18 protein-coding genes are annotated in these 22,371 nt (G+C 47.5%); 9 read left to right on the top strand and 9 right to left on the bottom strand.

Features of this window, described 5'->3' with window-relative positions; translation table 11 throughout:
• The first annotated feature begins 21 nt into the window (after nucleotides 1–21).
• The 5 genes from F0265_RS24545 to F0265_RS00495 all read left to right on the top strand — a co-directional run bounded on the left by F0265_RS24545 (nucleotide 22) and on the right by F0265_RS00495 (nucleotide 6,021).
• Complete coding sequence (locus F0265_RS24545) at nucleotides 22–3,834, top strand: choice-of-anchor U domain-containing protein (protein ID WP_253809261.1); 3,813 nt, start codon at nucleotides 22–24, stop codon at nucleotides 3,832–3,834.
• Nucleotides 3,835–3,837: 3 nt separating this feature from the next.
• Nucleotides 3,838–4,029, top strand: a complete 192-nt coding sequence (locus F0265_RS00510) for a hypothetical protein (RefSeq protein WP_019277192.1) — start codon at nucleotides 3,838–3,840, stop codon at nucleotides 4,027–4,029.
• 186 nt (nucleotides 4,030–4,215) lie between these two features.
• Nucleotides 4,216–4,536 (top strand): heavy metal-binding domain-containing protein, encoded by a 321-nt coding sequence (locus tag F0265_RS00505; RefSeq protein ID WP_019276990.1) that lies wholly within the window; start codon nucleotides 4,216–4,218, stop codon nucleotides 4,534–4,536.
• A 63-nt stretch (nucleotides 4,537–4,599) separates the two neighbouring features.
• Nucleotides 4,600–5,058, top strand: a complete 459-nt coding sequence (locus F0265_RS00500) for a YaiI/YqxD family protein (protein WP_006960182.1) — start codon at nucleotides 4,600–4,602, stop codon at nucleotides 5,056–5,058.
• Nucleotides 5,059–5,067: 9 nt separating this feature from the next.
• The gene (locus F0265_RS00495) at nucleotides 5,068–6,021 is read left to right on the top strand and encodes a LysR family transcriptional regulator (RefSeq protein ID WP_171747347.1); all 954 of its coding nucleotides are present in this window, start codon (nucleotides 5,068–5,070) and stop codon (nucleotides 6,019–6,021) included.
• A 49-nt stretch (nucleotides 6,022–6,070) separates the two neighbouring features.
• Here F0265_RS00495 and F0265_RS00490 read toward each other — a convergent pair whose 3' ends face one another.
• The 4 genes from F0265_RS00490 to F0265_RS00475 all read right to left on the bottom strand — a co-directional run bounded on the left by F0265_RS00490 (nucleotide 6,071) and on the right by F0265_RS00475 (nucleotide 8,185).
• The gene (locus F0265_RS00490; protein WP_171747346.1) at nucleotides 6,071–6,523 is read right to left on the bottom strand and encodes a copper chaperone PCu(A)C; all 453 of its coding nucleotides are present in this window, start codon (nucleotides 6,521–6,523) and stop codon (nucleotides 6,071–6,073) included.
• Entirely contained in the window at nucleotides 6,523–7,122 is a 600-nt protein-coding gene (locus F0265_RS00485) for an SCO family protein (RefSeq protein ID WP_171747345.1), read from the bottom strand. Before F0265_RS00485 ends, F0265_RS00490 begins: the two co-directional genes overlap by 1 nt.
• A complete protein-coding gene (locus tag F0265_RS00480; RefSeq protein WP_216607763.1) occupies nucleotides 7,119–7,538 on the bottom strand; it encodes a hypothetical protein in 420 nt (139 codons plus the stop codon). Before F0265_RS00480 ends, F0265_RS00485 begins: the two co-directional genes overlap by 4 nt.
• A 104-nt stretch (nucleotides 7,539–7,642) precedes the next feature.
• A complete protein-coding gene (locus F0265_RS00475; protein ID WP_065742283.1) occupies nucleotides 7,643–8,185 on the bottom strand; it encodes a GNAT family protein in 543 nt (180 codons plus the stop codon).
• Between the two features lie 230 nt (nucleotides 8,186–8,415).
• Between F0265_RS00475 and F0265_RS00470 the strand changes: the two genes are divergently transcribed.
• Complete coding sequence (locus F0265_RS00470) at nucleotides 8,416–9,693, top strand: HD domain-containing protein (RefSeq protein ID WP_171747343.1); 1,278 nt, start codon at nucleotides 8,416–8,418, stop codon at nucleotides 9,691–9,693.
• 30 nt (nucleotides 9,694–9,723) lie between these two features.
• On the opposite strand, the gene F0265_RS00465 is transcribed toward F0265_RS00470, so the two are convergent.
• Nucleotides 9,724–10,377 (bottom strand): DUF2057 family protein, encoded by a 654-nt coding sequence (locus F0265_RS00465; RefSeq protein WP_171747342.1) that lies wholly within the window; start codon nucleotides 10,375–10,377, stop codon nucleotides 9,724–9,726.
• 502 nt (nucleotides 10,378–10,879) lie between these two features.
• Here F0265_RS00465 and F0265_RS00460 point away from each other — a divergent pair.
• Both F0265_RS00460 and F0265_RS00455 read left to right on the top strand, forming a co-directional pair.
• Entirely contained in the window at nucleotides 10,880–12,277 is a 1,398-nt protein-coding gene (locus tag F0265_RS00460; protein ID WP_095663249.1) for a tryptophanase, read from the top strand.
• Between the two features lie 412 nt (nucleotides 12,278–12,689).
• Nucleotides 12,690–15,218 carry a glycosyl hydrolase family 18 protein gene (locus tag F0265_RS00455; RefSeq protein ID WP_171747341.1) on the top strand — a complete coding sequence of 843 codons (2,529 nt, stop codon included), beginning with the start codon at nucleotides 12,690–12,692 and terminating at the stop codon, nucleotides 15,216–15,218.
• Between the two features lie 72 nt (nucleotides 15,219–15,290).
• Here F0265_RS00455 and F0265_RS00450 read toward each other — a convergent pair whose 3' ends face one another.
• From F0265_RS00450 to F0265_RS00435, 4 genes are read right to left on the bottom strand one after another with little or no spacing between them, the layout of a single operon-like run.
• Complete coding sequence (locus F0265_RS00450; protein WP_171340119.1) at nucleotides 15,291–17,405, bottom strand: type I secretion system permease/ATPase; 2,115 nt, start codon at nucleotides 17,403–17,405, stop codon at nucleotides 15,291–15,293.
• Nucleotides 17,406–17,416: 11 nt separating this feature from the next.
• Nucleotides 17,417–19,327, bottom strand: a complete 1,911-nt coding sequence (locus tag F0265_RS00445; protein WP_043010864.1) for an EAL domain-containing protein — start codon at nucleotides 19,325–19,327, stop codon at nucleotides 17,417–17,419.
• A gap of 5 nt (nucleotides 19,328–19,332) precedes the next feature.
• Nucleotides 19,333–19,995, bottom strand: coding sequence for a transglutaminase-like cysteine peptidase (locus F0265_RS00440; RefSeq protein ID WP_171747340.1), 663 nt, complete (start codon nucleotides 19,993–19,995; stop codon nucleotides 19,333–19,335).
• Between the two features lie 43 nt (nucleotides 19,996–20,038).
• Nucleotides 20,039–21,430, bottom strand: a complete 1,392-nt coding sequence (locus F0265_RS00435) for an HlyD family type I secretion periplasmic adaptor subunit (protein WP_171747339.1) — start codon at nucleotides 21,428–21,430, stop codon at nucleotides 20,039–20,041.
• A 281-nt stretch (nucleotides 21,431–21,711) separates the two neighbouring features.
• Here F0265_RS00435 and pdxH point away from each other — a divergent pair, with 281 nt between their 5' ends.
• A complete protein-coding gene (gene pdxH, locus F0265_RS00430; protein WP_171747338.1) occupies nucleotides 21,712–22,347 on the top strand; it encodes a pyridoxamine 5'-phosphate oxidase in 636 nt (211 codons plus the stop codon).
• Nucleotides 22,348–22,371: the final 24 nt, after the last annotated feature.

The raw sequence follows: 22,371 nt of genomic DNA, 5'->3' as shown, positions 1-22,371 counted from the left end.
TATCTCTTACCTCTATGTGCCATGGCAGGGCTCAGTCAAACAATAGATTTTACGCTGACGGGTAGCTATGACGTGGGGGATACACGATTTGCGATCAACGCAACGGCAACCTCTGGTTTAACGGTCAGTTTTGCCTCCTCTACGCCCTCTGTCTGTACGATTTCAGGCCCTTATGTTGCGATTGGCGCGACCGGAACCTGTACAATTGTTGCTTCACAGGCAGGTGATGGCACTTACGACCCAGCGCCAGATGTTTCGCAGTCAACCACGATAGCGAAAGATACACAAAGTATTCTCTTTCCTAATCCTGGCCCGCAAAATTTAGCCAATAGTTCATTAACATTATCGGCGGTGACCACTGCCAATTTAAGCGTCACATTTGGGTCGAATACGACCAGTGTCTGTACGGTTTCTGGCACCACTTTGAGCTTTGTGACCAGTGGTCTGTGTATGGTCTACGCTGACCAAGCGGGTGACAGTAACAATAACGCCGCCAATCGGGTCACACTGTCATTTTACATTGACAATGATACCGACGGAGATGGCGTGATCGACCAGTTGGATGCATTCGTCAATGACGCCAGTGAGTCCTTTGACGTCGATGGTGATGGCACAGGGAACAACGCGGATACGAATGATGCAGGTGACTGGGATCTGAGCTTTAACAGTCAGGGGTGGTTGGTCACTCCCACAGAAGCGAATGAAGATTATACCTACCAACATGGCGTGGATGTCACGTCGACGGATGGCATTATTGCAGCGGGTCAAAACGAGAATAATGCTGGGGGATTCAGTGGTCAGTTTGGCACGGTTATCTCGGTCAACTCAGACGGAACGCTAAATACAACCTTTGATGGTGACGGCAAGCTTCAATTCAGTTCCGCTTCCTGCACAACTGGCTGTAATGAAATTCTCGGCGATGTGTTCGTTGCCAATGATGGTAGCTATGTGGCGATAGGCCGGGAAGGTAACTCCTCTGAAGCTAGGTTGGTCAATATCGACTCGACCGGCAGCCTGACCAGTGCCTTTTCTTCTGGTATTTATACGCTGCCAGCTCAGTTTCCGATTGGGATACTTCCACTCAGTGATGGCGGCTTTATGGTAGGTAGTACCAATGGCAGCGTGCCCATCTCAACGATTTACTTCACTCGTTTTAAAAGTGACCTGACGGTGGATACCAGCTTTGGTACTGCTGGCTCTGCGGATGTACGACCAACGAGCTTTTTCGCCGTGACGTCAGTGGCGGTTGCTGAAACGGCTAACTATCTGTTTACCATTCTTCAGCAAAACAATGGTTCTCGCTATCTGGTTCGAATAAACAAAACAGACGGCAGTGTCGATACCAGTTTTGTTCATTTAGGTGTCACGGGCCTTAATCCTAGCGTGTTTGGCACCATTCAAACCATGTTAGGCACCGCTGATAATAAAATTCTTATGGCCAACTCAGCGTCGCAAATCATCGCTATGAACGAGGACGGAGATATCGCCGAAAGCTTTGGTGACGGGGGGATACAGACGCTCAATCAGACGCTGCAAACGGTCGATCTCGCGAAAAGCAGCGATGGGCGCATTGTTGTTTCCGGCTATGACTCAAATGGTGATCTTCATGTTGCGCGCTTGAAGAGTGACGGGAGCTTAGATACCTACTTTGGTGACAATGGTCAGGTCAAACTCGACCCGGGTAACGATAGGTTCATTACCAGAGATATGGTGCTGGACAGTGACAATGATATCGTGTTTGCGGGCTATGCAGAGATGACGGATACCACCGAGCAGGCGCTGTTTGTAAAGCTGATTAACGACCTTGATACCGATGGTGATGGCATCAGTGATCTCGTTGATACAGACGACGATGGCGACGGTGTCAATGACAGTAGTGACGCTTTCCCACTCGATGCTTCAGAAACTCTCGATACAGATGGAGATGGAACAGGGAACAGCGCCGATACAGACGATGACGGCGATGGCGTCAATGACAGCAGCGACGCTTTCCCACTCGATGCCTCAGAAACCCTCGATACGGATGGCGACGGTACGGGCAACAACGCCGATACAGACGATGACGGTGATGGTGTTGATGACAGCAGTGATGCTTTCCCACTCGATGCTTCAGAAGCTCTCGATACGGATGGAGATGGAATAGGGAACAACGCCGATACAGACGATGATGGTGACGGCGTTGATGACGTTAATGATGCCTTTCCATTAGATGCTTCGGAAACCAAAGACACCGATGGAGACGGCATCGGAGACAATGCTGATAAAACCAACCAGACTATCAACTTTGCAGCAATCAGCCCTCAGGCTTTATCAGCCAGCACTCTGGCAATCAGCGCGACCGCAACCTCTGGGTTGTCCGTCAGCTTCACTTCCTCAACATCCGCCGTATGCACGGTGACCAATGCCGTGGTGACGCTCGTTGCTTCAGGTGTATGTACTATCGTCGCGAGTCAGTCAGGAGATACCAACTATGAAGCAGCGAATGATGTGAGCGTCAGCTTCGCCATTTTGGATGATGCAGCCTTGAGTTCACGTATTGTCCTGAGTCAGGGAAGCAGCTCAGTTTCTGTATTTTTTGCGGATCAAGGAACAGCGGTGCTAAGGGCCCAAGTGGACAGTGCGAGTAGCACTGCGGGTTATAGTTTTGTCTGGAGCCAAACAAACGTTGAACTTGATCCTAGTGAAGGCCTCAACAGTGAAACCTTCAGCTTTGACCCTCAGGGACACGTCGGAAATCATGAGGTGAGTGTTGTGGTCACGGATCCCGTCGGAACCACCGTCACTATTAGCAGAGAAATTAGCGTTCGTTCAGCACTACCTAGCCTGAGCGCGTTAATAGACAGTGATGGCGATGGGAATGATGATCTCAGCGAAGGCTTCGGCGACAGTAACGGAAATGGCATTCCCGATTACCTTGACCCAATCCAAAACTCATCACAAATTTATTCAGATTCTGTCCATCATTTGGCTTACACCGAGACTGGCTTATTGTTTGTTCTGGGCGATGTTCCCTACGTCAATGGTCAAGATTACATCGGTGTGTCGATGGATAACATTGTCGACCATTACAACCTCAGCACTCAGCAGCAGGATGGGGATTATCAGTATCCAAGCGGCTTGTTTGACTTTGAAGTGCAGCAACTTCGACTGGCCGCTTCCGCGCAGATTGTACTGCGGCTGAGCTCTGCTATTCCCGCAAACGCGATTTATCGTAAGTACATTGAATCAAAAGGGTGGTTTACGTTTGTCGAAGATGCAAATAACTCGCTTGCCAGTGCGGCGAGTGTGAGTGACGACTGTCCCGCGCCGGGTAATGCCAGTTTCAAAAGCGGTTTGAATCAAGGGGATGACTGCATTCAGCTCACGATTGAAGATGGTGGCCCTAATGACGCCGATGGTAAGGTCAATGGTATTGTCAGCGACCCAGGTGGTATCGCTGTCGCTTCGACGACGCCAGAAGTCAGCATCGCGGTGGTGAGTAATAACGCCAATACCTTTAGTCGTAACGACCAAGAACAAGTGGTATTGCGGTTGAAAGTCACAGCCAGTTTGGCAGGAACCCAATTGGATAGCTTACAAATATCCTCGTCGGGTGATCTGAATGAGCAAACTGATTTAAGTCTAGTCGCGCTTTATCAAGATACCGATGCGAATGGTGAAGGCGATACCTTGCTCGCCAGTGGTATTTATCTTCAAGACGACGGTCAGCTTGAGTTCACGTTATCCACGCCTTTGCAATTGAGCGCTGGCGATACGCATCTGGTCATCACCTATCAATTCAAAAAGTGCCCTACAGGACTGGTGAGCTGTGATGCCACTACAGAACGGAGGTAACTCATGATAAAGAAAGTCATACAAGGTGTTGTGGTAGTGATTGCAGTCTTTGCATTTTCAGGTTGCAGTGACGCCCCAGAGTCAAATGAGTTTGAGTTATCGGTCTCGGATATCAAGATCAGCGAAACCAGCAGCAGCGCGCAACTAGACGTCGATGTGAGTGCAGCGAAAAGTAGCACATTGAAGCTCAAATGATGGATCTCTGTGTAGCTCTATTCAGGGTTTACGGCTTCAACTTGAAGTGTTTCGTTGCTAAAAGCACTAAGCGCATGACGTTTGGTGCTTTTTTGTTTGTGGCTGATATAGCAAGATTACTTTTCACCCGTGGTTTTTGTCTAAACGCTGCTAATATGGATCACAGCTATTCAAAGGAGAAAAATGATGATTAAAACAACGACTTCCGTAGTTGAAGGCCGACCTGTACAAGATTACTTAGGGGTTGTCGTCGGTGAAGCTATCTTAGGGGCCAACATCTTTAAAGATATGTTTGGTGCAATTCGAGATGTAGTGGGTGGCCGTTCTGGTGCTTATGAAAGAGAGATGGGCCGAGCTCGTGAGATAGCCTTTGCTGAAATGGAAGAGCGGGCACGCGAGCTGGGTGCCGATGGCATCGTCGGTATCGACATTGATTACGAAGTGATTGGCAGTGGTGGCAGCATGATGATGGTGAGCGTCAGTGGTACCGCGGTGAAGTTCAAATAAGGCTATTCAGCAAGGCGCTTTTGCGGTGTAATGGCGCCAATTGCAGATATAGGAAAGTAACAGATGAAAATTTGGGTTGATGCAGACGCGTGTCCGGTCGTTATCAGAGACATACTCTTTCGAGCTTCTGAGCGAACTGGTGTGGAAGTCACTTTGGTGGCTAACCAGTTTATCCGTACTCCTGCTTCTCCAAAAGTCACCATGCTACAAGTTCAGGCTGGCTTTGACGTCGCAGATAATGAGATTGTCCAGCGCTGTGAAGCCGGCGATCTGGTGATCACCAGTGACATCCCACTGGCCGACGAGATCATTACCAAAGGTGGTCACGTGTTAAGTTCTCGGGGTGAGCAGTTTACCAAAGAGAACATAAAGTCACGCCTCAATATCCGTGATTTTATGGAAACCATGCGCAGTAGTGGTGTGCAAACAGGTGGCCCAGCACCGCTAAACCAAGCGGATCGACAGCAATTTGCTAACCATTTAGACAAATGGTTAGTGCAGTGGCAAAGGGCGCAAAAATAGGAGGAGTGGATGTCCTTGGTTAACCAGTTAGCGCTGTTTATTGATGTGGTGCAGCAGGGCTCTTTTACTAAAGCTGCGACCTTACACAATATGGACAACTCATCGTTGTCAAAACAGATCAAAAAACTGGAAGTAGAGCTGGGTGTGCAGCTTCTTAATCGCTCAACGCGCTCCTTTTCCCTAACGCCAGCGGGTGAAGAAATTCTCGAGCAGGCACATAATCTGGTTGGGACTTTAGGGCATGTTCACTCCATCGCAGACTCTTATCAGGAAAGGCCGAAAGGGCGCATACGTATTACCGCCCCTCTGCATATTGGTCAGCACTACCTTCAGCCTGTGATTACGCAATTTATGCGCAGTTATCCTGAGGTGGAAATTAACCTGCAAATGGATGATAAGCGTTCAGATATTATTTCTGATCACTTTGATGTCGCATTTCGTCTGGGTCGATTAGAAGATTCGAGTTTGATTGCGAAGAAAATCGCTGATATCAGACCGGTGATTTTGGCGTCTGAAAGCTTTATCGAGCAGCACGGAGAACCTCAGACGCCGGACGAGCTAATGAGCTTGCCTTCTGTCGTCTATAGTAATGGGCCATTAACCGTAGATACGGCACGTATTAGCGAAACGCCGGGTGGCAGTACCTTCATTAATCACAAAATGACGGGTAAATATAAGGTCAATGATGTGCTGACCTTACTGGCGGCCGTCCAAGATGGGCTTGGCTATGCCATGATTTCATCTTCCAACCTATACCGTCCAGTTGCCGAGATGAGCCTGAAACCGATCCTGACGCATTACACTCTATGTAATCGCGGCCTCGCCCTTTACGCCCTGTACCCACATCGTAAGCAAACGGCGCTGGTTAGAGAGTTTATTTCTGCGGTGCAGGCACATATTGGTACACCACCAATCTGGGAAAAGCAGGTGGACAACTTTGCTCACCTCTACCCAACTCGCTAAAGAGTGAACAATTAAAAAGCCCAGCGAAGGCCGGGCTAATCAACAAAACTTAGTGATGATGTTTGTGGCTCATTCCACTCATGACTTTCTTGATAGGTGCTGAGACAGTCTGCTCCTCACCGTTTGCGAAGGTTAGTTTCACATCAATGCTCTCACCTTCGACCAGCGGCTTTTTCAGGTCAAATAACATAATGTGTAGGCTACCGGGTTTTAGCTCGACCATGCCATTGGCTGGCACAGTAATTTGCTCTACCTGACGCATTTTCATTACATCGCCATCTTTAATCACATCATGCAGCTCAACTTTGCCTGCAGCGTCTGTACTGGCTGATACGATAACGTGGTCTTTTGCGCTGTGGTTCATGATTTCAGTGAACACAGCACTAGTGGCTGCACTCGGTGGTGTCGCACGTGCATAGGTATGGGATAGCATGATGTCTGAAGCAGCGTGAGCAAGTGGGCTAAGTGCGATAGACGCTAAAATGAGGGCTTTTAACTTCATTAGGATTTTCCTTGTGACGTAAGTGTTTTCATCGCTTCAACCAAAGGAGCCGGTGTCAGCGTGTGTGGCACTTTAGTAATTAATGTGCCATCTGGTTTTAGGAAATAAAAATAGGAGCTGTGGTCAAGGGTGTACTTGAGCTCCGAGTTTTCTAATTTGGTCTTACGGAAAATGACGCCGTATTTATGTGCTAGAGGTGTGGTGACATCGAGTGGCGCGGACAAGCCTTCAATCATTGGATGGAAGTACTGGGCGTATTTGTAAGAGTCCGCCGCGGCATCACGTTCAGGATCGAGCGAAACAAACATAGGTCTGAAGTGAGATTTTACCTCATCATCCACCTGATTCAGCGCGCCTGCTAACATGGCTAGCGAGGTTGGGCAGACATCTGGACAACGTGTGAATCCAAAGTAAACGATGCGTACGCGAGAGTCTTGTTGATCGAAGATTTTGACCGGTTTATCGTTTTCACCGAACAGGACGACTTCTTTACTGGTTGCAGCAGGAGCCTCGGTCGCTGGCTGTGAATCCAGATACGCTTTCACGCCAAAGCCTAGTGCAAACGCAGCAACTAAAATTAAAGACCAGTTCTTACTCATTGTTCCATCCTAATCGAGGTGCTCACACTCCGTTGGCCGTCAGTGAGTTCGCCAACCCAAGTCATGGCATCAGTCGTACATACCGGCAGAATAACCTGGCCTGTAAACTGACCTGTTGAGCTTTTATTGAGTTTAAATACGGCGGTACCCATTTCCATCTCGTGGCCTTCCAAAGTCAGCAACAGACTTTCCTGTTGAGCTTCGGGCCAGTCGACGACGATTTCAGTGGGTACCAGTGGCTGACTGATGTCGCGATCAACTTTTATACGAACATCGTTGCTTTCACAAGCTTCAGTAGTGAGTAAACAATATTCTGACAAAGGTTTGACTTGGGAACGGGTTTTAAACCACTGGTAAATGTCACCGGCGAAGAAGCCTGCACCGAGCGTTACGACGACCAAGAGCAGCTTTAACATTGAAGACACGGTGTTCTCTCTTTGATTCTAAAGCCGCAATCCTAGCACCAAGTGAGTCTAAATACCTCAGCCAACAAATAAATCTGTGCTTGGAATCAATCTACTCAATGATGGGTGTTCTGGCGATGAATTCCATAGACAGCATGATCGAGAATTCGATCTCCAACTTTTTCTTTGTTGGTGATGATACCCTCGAGGGTCATACCTACTCGCTCGGCGACTCGTCGGCTCGGCAGGTTATCTTTGGCGGCAGATAGCTGGACCTTCTCCATCTGGTATTCATTAAACGCAATATCAATCAATTTGTTCACAACGCGCGTAATGATGCCTTTGCCTTGCTGGTGCTGCGATAACCAGTAACCAATCTCGACAGTTTTTGTGTCGTAATTGATTGTGTTGAAGCTGCAGTTTCCTACGATGTTGCTGTTATAGATGATCGCACAGGTCATTGATTTCCCGTCTGCATATTCATGTAATACGCGCTGAACGAACATACGGAAGTCTTGCTCTGACTGGCAGTAGGGCGGCCAGGCTAGCCACTGGGATAAATACTCGGTTTGACTGGATACTAATTCACTGTAATGAGTGGCAAATGATTCCTGAACAAGAGCGAGTTCGAGTTCAGAGTCGATAGAGATTGTGAACATAAGGAACCTAAACAAGTTGAATATGAAAAGCTAACTTAACAGAGTAAGACTGGTATGACCATAAACTCTTGTTGCAAAAAACTTTTTCTATGTAGCACGGAATTCACCCAAGACGTTATGCAAATCACAATTATATAAATAGTCTTAAATAATTTGTGGTCTTTATGAAATGAAATCGTTTAGCCTTGCAGGCCTAAAATAAGAAAAATTAGTCAGTTAGGTTATTACGAATGGATGAGCCGCTTGATAACGTAAGCGTAGATTTACGTCAGGTGCTATTTGAAATCGCTTCAGCCCTCGATGCAGTCGGAATTGATGATATAAATCACGGTCACCGGGTTGCATACATTGCTTATCAATGTGCTAAACGAATGGGGTGGGAGGAAGAGCAGGCTCAAATCGCTTTTTCCCTAGGATTGATCCATGATTGCGGTGTATCGCAGTCAAATGAGCGTTCCTATCTATTCAAGTCGATGGTTCCGGAGAACACCAAAAAGCATTGTATTAAAGGATATGGGCTGTTAAACGCTTGCCCGCCTCTGGCCGGATTAGCTTTGCCAGTTTTGTACCATCACACCTGGTGGGAGCAACTGAGCGGCGAAACCAGCGCCTCAGAAAACGATAAACTACTCGCAGGTCTGCTATTTATCTCTGACCGAGTTGATTATCTCTACTCACGTTTTTACCCAGATCAATACGGTAATATAACCGAGAACAACAAAAAGTCGATCATCGGCGAATTGACCGCCAATGCTGGGATCTTGTTTGAGCCTAACATGGTTCAGCACATGTGCGAGTTGATAGACAACGATGACTTCTGGTTTTCGATGGAATCTCGCTATATCGAGACAATGGCAAGTCGCTTTCCGTCGGTGCCTTTCTTTTCATCTCGATTGGGATTAGAAGACACGATTGCGGTGGCGGAATTCTTTGCCCAGATTGTCGATGCCAAAAGCACTTTCACGTTCCAGCATTCCCGTCACGTTGCAGAGTTAACGTCATTTCTGGGTAAACAGCTGGGGTACTCGACCAAAGCACAACGTATGCTGTATCTGGCAGGGTTAGTGCACGATATTGGAAAACTGAAAACTCCGGTGGCGGTTCTGCATAAACCCGCAGAGCTGACGGATGAAGAGTATGCATGCATAAAGCGCCATGCAACGGATACTCGACACGCGTTGACCAACATGTTTCGCTCTAGCCAAGTTATTGATTGGGCATCGAATCACCATGAAAGGCTGGATGGGTCTGGTTACCCGTTAGGGAAAACAGCCAAAGATCTCGATCAACCAAGCCGAATTGTGGCCATTGCCGATGTGTTTCAGGCTCTGACTCAATCACGTCCTTATCGACAAGGCGTGTCACTTGAGGAAACGATGCAAATACTGCAGGAATTGGTGGATGAATCGAAGTTGGATTCTGTTGTGTTTGAGTGTTTGATGGAGAACGATCGGGAGTGCTATCAGATTTCAACAGGGCACCCTGCCATAGATAAAGCCAGCGCTTAATGCGCTGGCTTTTGGCTTATTTGAGCTCGATTACTTTTCTAGTAAGAACTGTTTGAAGCGCGCCTGTGTTTCCGCATCGGCTTTGTTATACCAGAAGTGCAGCATCTCTTCGGCAGTCGAGTCGCCTTTGACGCCTTCTTTAGTGACTTGCGCTGGTAACGTTACAGGTTGTACCGCAGCGCCAATAGCGGCAGCAGAAACCGCGGCAACACCACCTCGGCGGTTGTAATCAGCCAGTTCAATCTGGAAGTTACGGCCAATCTGCATACCATCTTTTACGAGCTTATCCTGCGTAACTGCTAGGGCGCTGCCACTTGCAGTTGTGAGCTGCCAGTCGACATTTTTAATCTTCTTCTCCGCTTCGTGTTGATCGCGGTATTTAGGCATGTCGAATGTCAGTTCAGTATCCTTGGTATCAAACGTGGCAATAATGGGATCGCTTTCAAGAATAATACGGTCATTACCTTGCGTGAAGTAGGGTTGGTAGCGGAACAAAATTTGGTTTTCGCCGTCCGGCAAAGTCAGCGTTTTATTTGCTGAAAAGAAGCCACCAGAAAGCTCTGGTTTTGCGTCGTTCGCAACCAATACATCCACGGTGTCAGGGACGGTAATGGTTACTTCAGCCGCCGCCATACCGCTGATGCTTAATGCAGCCGCGGCCAATAATGTTGTTTTGATTTTCATGACTTGATCCATTTGATTTGCTTAGCCAACACTTTGCCTAGCAAGTCCAGATATTTCAATTAGATGAATGTCAAAGTGATAAGATTTCACGGAAACTTAACTTTCAGTGATGATAAACCACTAACTAAGCGCAAGCTAAGTGTGACCAGTGCTTATGGCTATGGAGGACCTCTATAGCGAAGGTTTATTAATTGAACATTACAGGGTGCTAAATTTATAAATTTTGAGTGACGTTTCACGGTAAATTGGTGAAACTACGACTATATTGATGGTTATGTCTATAACCTACGAGAAGGATAACGCTATGAACTGCATTTGGATGCAAGACAGCCGTTTTGTGTTGTCGTCATGGTACAACTTAGACTTTTGCCTATCGCTTTTGAGCAAAGAATCCCCTTCGCTTTGATTTCCTAGGTGCACTCGCACCACCTCTTCGCAATTTAACGCTTTAAATCCGATGCAGATTGTCTGCAGGGATCGATCTATCTATAGGAAATTAAACATGAAACGCATTCCAGAACCCTTTCGCATTAAAATGGTTGAACCGATCAAAATGACCACTTATCAAGACCGAGTTGCTGCGCTTGATGAAGCCGGTCTTAATCCTTTCTTGCTAAAAAGTGATGATGTCTATATTGACCTTCTGACTGACTCGGGCACAGGTGCGATGAGTGACAACCAGTGGGCGGGTTTGATGATGGGGGACGAGTCTTACGCAGGGAGTCGCAACTATTACAATCTTTGTCAGGCCGTAGAGCACTTTTTTGGTTATAAGCTAACGGTGCCCGCTCACCAAGGTCGCGGGGCGGAGCAAATTCTCTTCCCGGCATTGATTGAGCGTATGCGCAGTGTTCGCGGCGGGACCGAGCCAGTTTTCATCTCCAACTATCACTTTGACACCACGGCGGGTCACATTGAGTTAAATGGGGGTAAGGCTATTAATGTCGTCGACAGACATGCTTTCGATACGACGACCCCGTATGACTGGAAAGGTGATTTCGACCTCGACAAACTTGAAGCGACTATTGAGCAGTATGGCGCACATAATATTTGCGCCATCATCACCACGGTGACTTGTAACAGCTCTGGTGGTCAGCCGGTGTCTATGGCTAACATGCGTGCGGTTTATGAGTTGGCAAGCAAGAATGACATCCCTGTTGTGATTGATTCCGCACGCTATTGTGAAAACGCTTATTTCATTAAACAGCGTGAGGAAGGGTATCAGGACAAGTCGATCCTCGAAATCATCCGAGAGATGTATCAATACGGTGATATGTTGACTATGTCCGCTAAGAAGGACCCTATGGTCAATATTGGTGGCCTGTGCTGTATTCGTGATCACCAAGAGTTGTTCCAAGCCGTGCAAACACGTTGTGTGCCAATGGAAGGATTTGTCACTTATGGCGGTATGGCAGGGCGAGACATGGAAGCGTTGGCTCGTGGTCTTTATGAAGGTGCAGACGAAGATTATCTCCACTATAGGATCAGTCAGGTGCAATATCTTGGTGAGCGTCTGCGTGAAGGGGGCATTCCCATTCAGTATCCAACAGGTGGGCACGCAGTGTTTGTCGATGCAGCGAAGATTCTTCCTCACATTCCACCAGAAGAGTTTCCAGCCCATGTTTTGTGTAATGCCTTATACCTTGAAGCCGGTGTTCGAGCGGTCGAGATTGGCTCGTTGCTGCTAGGGCGTGACCCGGAAACAGGCAAGCAAAAACCGTCGGAATTGGAACTGATGCGTCTGACCATTCCTCGTCGCGTGTACACTAACGATCACATGGATTACATTGCCGATGCGATCATTGCGCTCAAAGAGCGTGCTCATGAACTTAAAGGTTTAACGTTTGAGTACGAACCACCTGTGCTACGTCATTTCACGGCGCGATTTAAGTCCAAATAATCCTTGATTAAAACCTGCCTCCTAAAATTTTTAGGGGGCAGTATTTTGTAATGGCAATCCTCTAATATTTGGTATCTCATTCTTTAAATTATTGACAAATAAGTATGTTTTTCGTCCTGATGTGATTTTATAAATTATGGGTCGAAATCCGATTTGTAATGTAACAGACCTCGTATATACAACTATTTTCTGACCTTGCCTCGAAAACAACCTTTATTTTTTTCATCAAAAAAAAAGTCTCTCAAATACTGAAAGTGATGTTCTTCACGACGTATCCGTAGAACAGCGAATACCGATCCTCGCTAAGTCTTTCGGCACAATACTTGGCCAGCAGGCAGTTAAACGCGGCTTACGATGATAGGTATCACATCCCAACTTTCGGGTAAATGTACAAGGAATGAGAGAAATAGGTATGAATCGTATAACTTTGTGCGCCGCTAGTATCGCTTTGGCGCTATCCGGCACCGCGATGGCTGCACCAACAGCCCCTAGTATTGATGTTTACGGCTCGAACAATCTTCAGTTCTCGAAGATTGAGTTAGCAATGGAAACCACTTCTGGTTACAACGACATGGTGAAATATTTCGATGAAGCAGATATCACCATTAAATTTAATCAGTGGAGTGGCACAACGGGGGACACCTACAAGGTTTACTTTGACGGTGCTCAGGTAGCAACCGGAGCAATTACGGGTAGCCAGACCACAGCAAGCTTCAAATATGCAAATGGCGGTCGTTATCAAATGACGATTGAAGCGTGTGACGCAAGCGGTTGTAGCACGAGCGCGCCTGCTGAAATTGTGGTTGCTGACACCGATGGTGCTCACCTTGCACCGCTGGCGATGAATGTTGATCCAAACAACAAGAGTTACAACACGGACCCTAACACGGTCGTTGGTACTTACTTTGTTGAGTGGGGTATCTATGGCCGTGACTTTACGGTAGACAATATTCCTGCCGATAACCTGACCCATATTCTATACGGCTTTATTCCAATTTGTGGCCCGAATGAATCAGTGAAATCAGTCGGTGGCAACAGCTACAACGCACTGATGACTGCATGTAAAGGGGTTCCAGACTATGAAGTCGTGATTCATGACCCATGGGCGGCTTATCAGAAGAGCTTCCCTCAAGCAGGCCATGAGTACAGCTCTCCTATCAAAGGCAACTACGCCATGCTTATGGCGCTTAAGCAACGCAATCCAGACCTGAAAATCATCCCTTCCATTGGTGGCTGGACGTTATCAGACCCATTCTTTGACTTTACTACCAAAGCGAACCGAGACACGTTTGTCGCTTCTGTTAAGCGCTTCCTGACGACGTGGAAGTTCTATGATGGTGTGGACATTGACTGGGAATTCCCAGGTGGCGGCGGTGCTGCTCCTGATTTAGGAGACCCTGTGAATGATGGCCCGGCTTATATTGCGCTAATGCAAGAGCTTCGCGCTATGCTTGACCAGCTGGAAGCGGACACCGGCAGAACGTATGAGCTTACGTCAGCAATCGGTGTGGGTTACGACAAAATTGAAGATGTGAACTACGGGGATGCAGTTCAGTACATGGATTACATCTTTGCCATGACCTATGACTTCTACGGCGGTTGGAACAATGTTCCTGGTCATCAGACGGCACTGTACTGCGGTACATTCATGCGCCCAGGCCAGTGTGATGGCACTGGTGTAGATGAAAATGGCGAAGCGTATAAAGGGCCTGCTTACACCACGGACAACGGTATTCAGCTTCTGCTAGCGCAAGGTGTTCCTGCGAATAAACTCGTTGTGGGTACTGCCATGTATGGTCGTGGTTGGGAAGGCGTGACACCTGATACACTCACCGATCCTAACGACCCAATGACAGGCACAGGTACTGGTAAGCTGAAAGGCAGCACAGCGCAAGGTGTCTGGGAAGATGGTGTGATTGATTATAAAGGCGTGAAATCCTTTATGCTTGGCGCGGACAATACTGGCATCAACGGTTTTGAATATGGCTACGACGCGCAAGCTGAAGCACCTTGGGTTTGGAATCGTTCTACAGGTCAGCTGATTACGTTTGATGATGACCGCTCTGTGAAAGCGAAAGGGGCATATGTACGTGATTTAGGCCTGGCTGGTCTATTCTCTTGGGAGATTGACGCTGATAACGGTGATATTCTCAATGCTATGCATGAAGGGCTAGCTGGTGGAACACCAGCGAATCGAGCTCCAGTTGCTGCAGCAGGCGCGGATGTTTCAGTGACAGGCCCTGCATCGGTTGTACTGGATGGCAGCAGCTCAAGCGACTCGGATGGCAGTGTGGCAAGCTATGCGTGGGAACAACTCTCAGGTACTAGCGTTTCACTAACGGGTGCCAACACCGCACAGGCGAGTTTCGATGTGGCAGAAGTTGCGCAGACTGAAACGCTTACTTTCAAACTGACAGTGACAGACAATGAAGGGGCTACGGGTGCCGACACTGTGGTAGTGACAGTACAGGCGAAAGACACTGGCCCTGTAAACACTGCGCCAGTTGCTGCAGTATCGGCGCCTGCGACAGCGAATGCTGGAGACGTAGTGGTGGTAGACGCCTCAGGTTCTAGTGATGCAGATAATGACACATTAACGTACAGCTGGGATGTGCCTGCGGGACTCAATGCCACCATTAGTGGTGCAACGGTGACATTCACTGCTGCTGAGTACACGCAAGATACTTCATTGCTATTTACTGTAACGGTCAGTGACTCTCAAGCGACGTCTTCTGCTTCGGCTACTGTTGTTGTCGCGAAGAAAGATACTGGTGGCGGTACTTGTACCAACGCTTGGGATTCTGGCGCAATCTACAATGGCGGTGACCAAGTGACTTGGGATGGTAAAGTCTGGGAAGCGAAGTGGTGGACACAAGGTGATGATCCTACTCAATCTGGCCAGTGGGGTGTTTGGAAAGAAGTAGGCCCTGCAAACTGCTAATCTAGACAACTCTTCTTATCGTAGATAAAGAAAAGCCGCTCAATACTGAGCGGCTTTGTTGTTTCTGTCAGCTTAGTTAACGGCTCTGACTTTACCTTGCTTAAGACTGTTGAGTACTTCAGCCTTAGGTCCATCAGCGATGACGCAGCCTTTCTCCATGACGATGACTCGATCTACCACATCTAGCATGGATGTTTTGTGCGTAATCAAGATCAGTGTTTCCGATGGTTTCAGTTGTGCTAACTGCTGCTTGATGTGCATTTCAGAGCGGTTATCCATAGCACTGGTTGGTTCATCCATTAACAGTACTGGTGGGCGACCAAGGAAGGCGCGTGCGATGGTAACGGCTTGACGTTGACCACCTGAGAGCAGGAGACCTCCTTCACCGACCTGACGTTCCAGACCAGCAGGGTCTTGCTGAGTAAATACGGTCACACCAGCGCGGTTAGCCGCATCCATCACATCACGATCGTCGGCCAATGGACGACCTAAGGTAATGTTATCGCGAATTGAACCATAGAATAGCTGGCTGTCTTGCGGCACACAGCCAATGTTGCGTCGGATGTCGATGTGATGCAGCTGCTCGATATCGGTATCATCGATACGAACATGGCCTTCAGTTGGTTTAAACAATCCAAGGATCAAACGCTCAAGCGTGGTTTTACCTGAGCCAATTCGACCAATAATCGCGACTTTTTCACCGGGATTAATGGTAATGCTCAGATCTCGAATAGAGGCTATCGGTGAGTCAGGATAGTGGAAGGTGACCTTATCCAATTCAATCTTACCGTGAACAATGGGACGGTGAATATAGCGTTTCCCTTCCTCCTGCTCATCCGGCATTTCCATCACTTGTTCAATAATGGTCATTGAAGACTTGGCTTGGTTGTATCGTGTAGATAGCAAAGAAAGCTGAACCATAGGGCCAATGGCTCGGCCGCTGAGCATGGTGGCTGCAATCAGGCCACCCATAGTGAGGTCACCTTCAGCTATCAGGTACACACCAAGAATGATCATACCGACATTGGATGCCTGTTGAACGAAACCCGCAGTGTTTTGTATGCCGTCGGTGATTCGGCGGCTCTTGATATTCCAGTTTGCCATATGAGCAACTGCTTCTTCCCAGCGGAACTGGAACTGGCTTTGCGCACCAAATAGCTTGACGGTTTCTAGCCCTGACAAACTCTCAATCAGGTTGGCGTACTTTTGTGAGGCAAGGCGTGAGCCTTCCTCAATTGTGCGTCGTAACGGTCCCTGAATCAGCGCTGAGTAGATGATCAGGATCAGTACGCCTGCTATCGGAACCAGAACAAGATTACCCGCCATCAGCCAGATCAAAACAAGGAATAGCAGCGCAAAAGGCAAATCAATCAAAGAACCAATGGTAGCTGAAGTGAAGAACTCCCGAATGGACTCAAACTCTTGTAAGTGACGAGCGAACGCGCCGACCGACGGTGGTCTCGCCTCCATTCGAATGCCAAGAACTTTACTGAACAGTTTGGAGGAAATCAGAATATCGGATTTTTTGCCTGCTACGTCGATAAAGTAGCTGCGCATTATCTTGAGTGTCAGATCAAACAGGAAGATGACAAAGATACCGCTCGCCAGCACCCACAACGTTTCGAAGGCGAGGTTGGGCACTACTTTGTCATACACCAAGCGGGTAAACATCGGTGCGGCGATAGCGAACAAGTTGATCAGAATCGAAGCAATCAATACATCGCGGTAGATGTTTTTCGACTGCCAAATCGTACTCCAGAACCAGTGGCCTTCGCGTGTTTTAAGGACTTCTGGAGAACGTTCGTCATAACGGAACTGTTTCTTAACCAGAAAGTAGCGACCAATGTAGAGTTCTTCCAGCTCATCAAGCGGAATGGCGATTGGTACTAAGCCGGATTCGCCCGTGACGATTTCTGCTTCTTGTTTATCACTGTTGATAGTGTTAAGCACGCACGCATCACCACTTTTCAGCAGTAAGACCACGGGCAAAACTAAATCCGAAATATCTTCGAGTTTGGAACGGTTCTCTTTCGCGACCAGACCGGCACGCTCAGCCGAGCGAGGAAATAAAAATGGCGTCAGCTTGCCTTCGGTTAAAGGCAAGCCATTTATCAAGGCTTCCGGCGAGTTAGCCAGACCGTAATAGCGGCTGACGTAAATCAGCGAATTTAATAAAGGATCCTGCATCTATAACCTTTTTACTTATCGACAATGAAGCCTTGGAAGACATCAATAAAGTGCTCAGACAAGAAATCCAACTGGGTTTGTGTCTCAACTCGGGACGCAATGGTTTTAATACCAAGGTTATGTGCGGTACGCGAGATAGAAGTCAGGGTAAATTTCTGCTTCTCATCATCCAGATGGTGCGTGTATAGGTAATCCAGTTTGACGTAAGCCGGGCGGAACTCGTTAATGTAATCCAGCGATTGGAAGTTACGTCCGTAGTTATCGACACCAAAGTCTGCACCTGCCCCACGAACTGCATTACAGAATAAAGCCGTGTGGTGTGGTGTATTCACAAAGCAGCTTTCTGGAACTTCGAAATGTAGCTTATCGGCAACGGACTTATGGCGATTCAACATCTGAGTAATCCAGCGGATAAAGCTTGGCTGAGCGATACTGCTTTGCGAAATGTTGATGGCAACAGGTTCAGAAAATTCCCCTTTCTCAAGGCGTTCGACAATGGATTTGATAACGTATTCATCAAACAGGTGGCTGGCATTGAGCTGTTCTAAGGCAAACAGGTATTGGTTAGCACTGAAGCGTTCACCATTTTTCTCAATCGCAGAAAAGACTTCTCGGTGATAAGTTCTTCCGCCCTCGTCATTGGCTGCCTGGAATCGGAACTGGAACCAATCGTTACTGATGGCCTCCTCAACCAATGTTTTCCATTGCTGTTTACCCATCAGATTCTCAGAGTTATCACCCGTGACGTAGCCATAGGTAATTTCCGGATCAGACTTAGCCGTCGCCAATGCATTATCCAGCATGGTCAAAATTTCAGATGGGTTCTTAGTCGTTTCACTGTATACAACACCCAGTGACAGGTTGGAGGTAGCCATGCCTGTCGGATCGGCGTTGATGTCCTGAACATAAGTTACGATGCTATCCGAAACCAGTTTAAGGTCCACTTCATCCATATTCGGTAAGATGAAACCAAATTCTGCGGAGGAAATTCGAGCCAACGTCACATCTGGAGACGTGAGAGAGATTTTAAGATGGTCAGCCAACTCACGTACCATCCCATCACCGGCTTCGTAGCCTTTCTCTTCATAAAGCTCGTTGATGAAGCTTGCTTCGAGAATCGCAACACCGCCGATTCCGCCTTCACCAAGCCACGAGTTAAGCTGACTCATATAGTAAGCGCGGTTTCCAAGCCCTGATACTGGGTCAATGTAAGCACGCTCACGTAATTGCTGTGCTTCTTTTGCTTGCGCCTTAAAGGATTGTTCTACTTGAGCAGACATGCTGTTAATGCCGTCAACGACATAAATAAGATCTTTCGTGCTCGGCCTTGGAAGTGGTTCACCAAAGTGATTACGTGCCACTTGCTCCATTTTTTCAACGATGAGCTGAAGAGGACGAAGGGCGCGCTTAAGAATGAAGGCAATCGATAAGAGTCCGATAGTGAAAATCAGACTGAACGCGATAACTAGGCGCTCAAATGCGTTCCACAGCTGGGTGTAGGCATCCCCAGTGTGGCTGACAATCTCAACTTCTGCCAGTTGCATCCATCCGCTAGTAACGACTCGGCGCTCGTGAATTTTCTCAAACAGGTGCAGTTTGGTAAACCAATCTGGCACATCCAGTGGCTTGACGGGATACGAACGAAGAATTTCCTCGCCGTTATCGAGGAAAATCAGTCGAACGACTGAATAACTGCTGCCATCAAATAGGGCATTAATGACGGATTCAACGGCGACCTGATCCTTGTTCTCCAGATAAGGAGCCAAAGCAAGACCGACTGTGTTGATGGTGTTATTCACTTCAGAGCGCTGCTGCTGCACTAAGTTATTGCGCGTGGTGTTAAATTCGATGATGAAGACCGAAGCCATCAGCATCAAAAATACAGCAATCATTCCCGCGACAAGCTGTTTATATAAAGTCATATTGCCTACTCATCGTAATTCACTATTGGTTTGTTGAGTTTGAGTGATTTTTCTCGTGCACGAAGATCATTCCATAGACTAAGTCTGGATGATTTTCCTGCCAGTTGTCCTTGTTTTGATTTCATCAGCCAAAGGTTTTTACCGTTAAAGCTGTAAATCGGTAGTAAGTCCCTGCGTTTGGAGGCTTTTTTTATTTCTGGGTCGATATTATCGAGCAGAATTGGTTCGGCACTCGGTTTGGAGTAGTAGGCCAACACCATATGGAATTGATTGAGCGTGATGGCTTTAACGTATACTAAACGCAGCTTTTTATCTGAGACGCCAAGTTCTAGCAAAGAGAAATATTTGGCGATGGTGAAGTCTTCACAGTCACCGGCATTACTGCCTAGAAACTCAAGCGGGGTCGCCCAGTAATCTTTTTTACCCCAGAGTCGATCATCGTTAACAAAATTTAGCTGGTTGAAGAAAGCGTTGACCTCTGTGAGTTTCTCTCTTTCTGACAGGCTCTGAAATTGCTCCATCTCACGACGCCATGTCTCGACACGTTTACCTGCTCTATCACCATAAGTATTACGCACAGCTTCAACCCAGCGCTGCTCTTGTGTATTGAGCGCTTGTGAAGCTGTGGAAGCCAGTATGATGAGCATAGTCGCGAGCCAGTACTTCATGCTGCCTGAGCTCTGACCTGATTTGTCGTCGCTGTTCGCATCTTTATTCCTTCAGTGCATTGTCCTTTGCACCCAAAATTGGCTTGAGTAAGTATTCCATTACGGTGCGTTTACCTGTGATGATATCGACAGAAGCCGTCATTCCTGGAATGATTGGCAATGAATTATCGTTGTTTAACGTGGTCTCTTTTGTTCGGACTCGAACCAGATAGAAGCTGTTACCTTCCTCGTCTGTGGTGGTATCAGCACTGATGTGTTCTAGTGTCCCTTCAAGACCACCGTACTTGGTGAAATCATACGCACTGAACTTAACGATGGCATGCAATTCAGGGCGGAGGAAGGCAATGTCTTGTGGGGCAATTTTTGCTTCGACTAATAGAGTATCTTCACTTGGGACAATCTCAACGATATCCATGCCCGGTTGAATAACACCACCGACGGTATTCACATTCAGTGTCTTTACTGTTCCGGTGACGGGGGACACGACCACAGTTCGATTTACTCTGTCTTCGAGCCCGACGGTTGACTCGGTTAGGGCGGATAGCTTGTCCTGCGCTTCGTTGAGCTTTTCTTGTTGCTCTGAGCGGAATTTCTGCGCGGCATCTATCCGGCTGAGCATGGATTCCTTGATGGCGGATCTTAAGACAGGCACTTTGAGCTCACTGGAGGTCATCTCACGGCGGGTATCGTTCACCTGACGCTGCAATTTAAGCAATTCAATACGCGGAACGACACCTTCATCAGCAAGTGGTTTGGTGATTTCCAGCTCTTTGCGAGCAAAATTGTAGCTCTCACGCAAGTTTCTTACCCTCGCCTGGATCTCGACGAGATCTTGCTGCTTCTGCTTAACTTGTTGGTCTATAACAGAGATTTGGTTACGTAGGTTGTTTAAGTCTTGACGGTACTCAGCACGTTGGCGGGCGACGAGCTTTGGTTGACGTTCTTCAAGCTCTGGTGGAAAGGCCAGTTTACTGAAGTCGAGTTGAACACTTTGTTGCCAAGATTTTTCACTGACGTCTTCATTGACACTCACGCTGGTGATCGACGCTGATAGTTGCAATACACTGGCTGTCAGGTTCGCCACTTGCTGTTCGCGTTCGCGAAAATCTGAGCGGAAGCGGGTATCATCGATTAAGAGCAGTTGCTGACCTTTTTGTACAATTTGGCCTTCACGAACCAGAATCTCTTTAACCAACCCCCCTTCAAGGTTTTGTACGACCTGTATTTGTGATGAGGGAACCACCTTCCCCTGACCGACTGTGACTTTGTCGATTTGAGCCCAAGACGCCCATGCCCCTGCAAGGACAAAAAACAGAACCATCACCCACAGCATAACTCTCGCGCTACTTGGCGTATTGAGCAAGAGCGCTGCTGTTTTGTCGTCCACATACTCAAGCTCATCGCCAGCGAGCTTGTTGTAATTGTCTTGACCCATTGATGATCCTTGTTACTTCTGCGTATTTTATTGATTCTATTACCCAAAATACCAAATGTTAAGCTGTTGCTGACAGAACGATATTCCATATCAAGCAGTTAAATAATAGAAAACAATCAATCGGTTGTACTAAGTATATACGGTGATTTGTGTTGATATCCCTAAGTCGAATCACACATCCGGTGCAATGATGGGCTAAACGCTAACACAATGTGGCCCATAAGCTTGAGTTCTTGTATATATGAGCGCACAATCAGCAAAAAAATTTCGCAGGAGAGAAGATGGAACTCGAAGATATCCGCCGTGAGTACAGCAAAGGTGGCTTACGTAGAAAAGACCTCAAAACCAGTCCCATTGACCAGTTTAATTTCTGGTTGAAGCAAGCGATGGATGCCAAGCTGTCTGACCCAACCGCAATGACAGTGGCAACCGTGGATGAAAATGGTCAGCCATTCCAGCGAATCGTGTTACTCAAGTATGTTGATGAACAAGGGTTTGTGTTTTATACCAACCTTGGCAGCCGTAAAGCGCAACAAATTGAAGTTAATTCAAAAGTCAGCCTGCACTTTCCGTGGCATCCTTTGGAGCGTCAGGTTCATATTACGGGTGTGGCTGAAAAGCTGAGTGTTGCCGAAAATATTAAGTACTTCTCTTCACGTCCAAAAGAGAGCCAGTTGGCGGCGATCGCTAGTCGACAAAGTAGCCGTATTTCCACACGTGGCGTACTGGAAGGTAAGTTTCTCGAGCTGAAGCAAAAGTTTGCTCAGGGTGAGATTCCAGTGCCTAGCTTTTGGGGAGGGTTTCGTATTAAGCCGGAAAGCATTGAATTTTGGCAGGGAGGCGATCACCGCCTTCATGACCGTTTCTTATTCTCTAAGTCAGAGAACGAGTGGCAAATTGACCGTTTAGCCCCATAAGTTAACCGCTTACCAGACAAATGT

Origin of the sequence: Vibrio sp. RE88 (genome assembly GCF_013113835.1) — a bacterium.
Lineage (GTDB): Bacteria > Pseudomonadota > Gammaproteobacteria > Enterobacterales > Vibrionaceae > Vibrio.
This window is presented reverse-complemented; position numbering and strand designations above follow the sequence as displayed.

Bases quoted from the DNA above. Each gene is read 5' to 3' on its own strand.
- F0265_RS24545 (WP_253809261.1), top strand. From the start codon at position 22: ATGGCAGGGCTCAGTCAAACAATAGATTTTACGCTGACGGGTAGCTAT.
- F0265_RS00510 (WP_019277192.1), top strand. From the start codon at position 3,838: ATGATAAAGAAAGTCATACAAGGTGTTGTGGTAGTGATTGCAGTCTTT.
- F0265_RS00505 (WP_019276990.1), top strand. From the start codon at position 4,216: ATGATTAAAACAACGACTTCCGTAGTTGAAGGCCGACCTGTACAAGAT.
- F0265_RS00500 (WP_006960182.1), top strand. From the start codon at position 4,600: ATGAAAATTTGGGTTGATGCAGACGCGTGTCCGGTCGTTATCAGAGAC.
- F0265_RS00495 (WP_171747347.1), top strand. From the start codon at position 5,068: ATGTCCTTGGTTAACCAGTTAGCGCTGTTTATTGATGTGGTGCAGCAG.
- F0265_RS00490 (WP_171747346.1), bottom strand. From the start codon at position 6,523: ATGAAGTTAAAAGCCCTCATTTTAGCGTCTATCGCACTTAGCCCACTT.
- F0265_RS00485 (WP_171747345.1), bottom strand. From the start codon at position 7,122: ATGAGTAAGAACTGGTCTTTAATTTTAGTTGCTGCGTTTGCACTAGGC.
- F0265_RS00480 (WP_216607763.1), bottom strand. From the start codon at position 7,538: ATGTTAAAGCTGCTCTTGGTCGTCGTAACGCTCGGTGCAGGCTTCTTC.
- F0265_RS00475 (WP_065742283.1), bottom strand. From the start codon at position 8,185: ATGTTCACAATCTCTATCGACTCTGAACTCGAACTCGCTCTTGTTCAG.
- F0265_RS00470 (WP_171747343.1), top strand. From the start codon at position 8,416: ATGGATGAGCCGCTTGATAACGTAAGCGTAGATTTACGTCAGGTGCTA.
- F0265_RS00465 (WP_171747342.1), bottom strand. From the start codon at position 10,377: ATGAAAATCAAAACAACATTATTGGCCGCGGCTGCATTAAGCATCAGC.
- F0265_RS00460 (WP_095663249.1), top strand. From the start codon at position 10,880: ATGAAACGCATTCCAGAACCCTTTCGCATTAAAATGGTTGAACCGATC.
- F0265_RS00455 (WP_171747341.1), top strand. From the start codon at position 12,690: ATGAATCGTATAACTTTGTGCGCCGCTAGTATCGCTTTGGCGCTATCC.
- F0265_RS00450 (WP_171340119.1), bottom strand. From the start codon at position 17,405: ATGCAGGATCCTTTATTAAATTCGCTGATTTACGTCAGCCGCTATTAC.
- F0265_RS00445 (WP_043010864.1), bottom strand. From the start codon at position 19,327: ATGACTTTATATAAACAGCTTGTCGCGGGAATGATTGCTGTATTTTTG.
- F0265_RS00440 (WP_171747340.1), bottom strand. From the start codon at position 19,995: ATGAAGTACTGGCTCGCGACTATGCTCATCATACTGGCTTCCACAGCT.
- F0265_RS00435 (WP_171747339.1), bottom strand. From the start codon at position 21,430: ATGGGTCAAGACAATTACAACAAGCTCGCTGGCGATGAGCTTGAGTAT.
- pdxH (WP_171747338.1), top strand. From the start codon at position 21,712: ATGGAACTCGAAGATATCCGCCGTGAGTACAGCAAAGGTGGCTTACGT.